The organism is Streptomyces sp. NPDC031274 (assembly GCF_055570235.1).
Window position 1 is genome coordinate 1 of the sequence record NZ_JBVIHP010000101.1, and the last position, 2,217, is coordinate 2,217.

1 protein-coding gene and 1 pseudogene are annotated in these 2,217 nt (G+C 69.8%); both read right to left on the minus strand.

The window, feature by feature from the left end; translation table 11 throughout:
• Positions 1-1,843 (minus strand): DEAD/DEAH box helicase family protein (locus ACZ5CR_RS43840; RefSeq protein WP_468868874.1); only part of this gene is annotated, 1,843 nt, incomplete at its 3' end.
• Positions 1,844-1,846: 3 nt separating this feature from the next.
• Positions 1,847-2,217 (minus strand): annotated as a pseudogene (locus ACZ5CR_RS43845) (hypothetical protein); the annotation flags it as partial.

Here is a 2,217-nt window from a genome sequence, read left to right on the forward strand (position 1 = left end):
AGCGCCCCAGGGGGAAAGCGGTGACGCCCAGCTCGGTCTCGGTGTCATACGGGACCGCGTGCAGACCGGTGATGCCGTTCTCCTCCCGCCAGCGCAGCAGGGCCTGGTAGCCCTCCAGCCACACCAGCGACTCCGGCCGGTACACGCGGGTGCGCAGGAACGCGGCGATGGTGCCGGCGTCGCGCGGGCTGGAGAAGTGGAGCAGGGCGGACTCGGCAGCGGCCTGCGTGTCGTCGTGCTCCTGGTCCTCGCCGCCGGTCCCGACGATCCGGCCCTCCTCGTCGCGCTGGACGTGCACCCGCCGCTGCTCACGACCCCGGGACAGGGCGCGCGAGGCGAGCTGCTCGACCAGGCGTTCATCATGACTGCGCAGGCCCTGAAGCACCGCTACAAGGGGTGCAAAACTCGCGCTGGCCACCATGTCCTTCGGGTCCTCGCCGGGCTGGAGGAAGACCGGCACGATGATCCTGGCCGTCTTCTGGGTGCCGTCCGGATTCGGCCTGAGCGCCCGGCCGATGTTCTGCACGATCTCCACCTGGGAGCCGCGGGTGTCCGCGAAGCAGATCGCCTCGACTCCCCGGGTGCCGACGATGTCGATGCCTTCACCGAGAACGCGAACGCTTGCCAGGAACGCCCGGTGCACCCGCTTGCCGTCGGCGCCGACGCCGTTGGCGAACTGCGCCAGGACCTCGCGCCGCTCGGCCACCCGGTGGTCGCCACACAGCCACCCCGACCACACCCGGTCCGGCGGCACATGACGGCCGGCCTCCAGCTCGTAGAACTCCGCGTCGATCGACGACTTCGGCAGTTCTTCCGCGGCCTCCAGGTCCTCGTCCGAGGCGTCGTTGACGTACAGCTCGGCTGCCGTCTGCGGCAGCTTCTCCGCGAACGCGGCGGCCTCCTCGACCCGCTGGTGGAACGTCATCACCGTCTTGAGGTTCCACCGGGCGGCGTGCTCCAGGAGCGCGGTCTGCAGGAGCGCCAGGCGCCGCCCCCGCAGCGCCTCTTCCGACAGCCCGGCAACGGGGGAGGGGTCCCGGATCTCCAGCACGTCGATCTCGAACCCCGCCAAAATTCCGCGCTCGATGCTCTCCGAGAGCCCAAGCTCGAAAATCCATTCGCCGTAGGGTCCTTCGGGGTCGCTTCGCATCGAAGCGATCTCCAGTTCCTCACAGTCCTTGCCCCGCTGCGGCCGGGGCGAGGCGAGGATGCGCGGGGTCGCGGTCAGGTAGAGCCGGTAGTCGACCGGGATGCGGCTGTTGTCGTGAATCGCCGACCACGGCCGACCAAGATCACCAGTCGTTCCGTGGGCTTCGTCAACTACCGCGAAGTCGAACGGGGCCATCGACTGGCCATACAGCCGCTCCCCGCCCGCCAGAGCGGCCTCCAGCGGCCCGCGCACCTTCCGCCGCCCCGACCAGTCCTCGGGGTCCTCACGGTCCACGAGAGAGGCGTACGTGGCGAACACCACCACAGGCCCGCGCCCGGCCCACAGCGCGAGCTGGATCGGATTGGTGGTGGTGCGCACCCCGAGCTGCTCAAGGACGTCATCCTTCTCCAGCGAGCACACCGCGACCATCGACCCCGTGTGGCCGACCCTGCGCCACGCCTGGGCGGTCTGCACGAGCAGATCGAGGGTGGGGACCATGACGAGGATCCGCCCGCCCCGGAAGCACTCCAGCGCAGCCCACGCGGCCGTGATCGTCTTCCCGGACCCGGTCGCTGACACGACGGTGGCACGCGCCCCCCGAGGGGGCATTGATGACCTTGCAGGGAATCCCACCCACCTACGGATACGCACATTCGCGTCCACCTGGTGGTCCCGTAGCTGAATTGCAGGCATTTCCTAGCCTCTCCTTGTGGCCTTTCCCCCCGGGTCGTCAGGCGGACTTGTGCGGGTGGTTGTAGGGCCGGTCATCCATCCATCGGCGGCCGTTGCACAGATGCCAGCCGCCCGGATCCTCACCCTCGGGCCTGCCCCCCCCGGGTCGTAATGGCCGGCCTCACGCGTGCACCAGATGACGTCACCAGTGGAGTACTCGATCGTGCGGGCGTTGCCCAACTGGCCGTCCTCGCCCAGGAGCTCCAGCACCCGGCGCCGCTCCATGGTGTGCGGGTGCGTCCGGTGCATTGCCTGGCGCGCGAAGGCCCGCAGCCGCTCCAACTCCCCAGCCCCGTCCGGCGCGGGCTTCCCTGCCTGTAAGCGGGCTGCCGCAG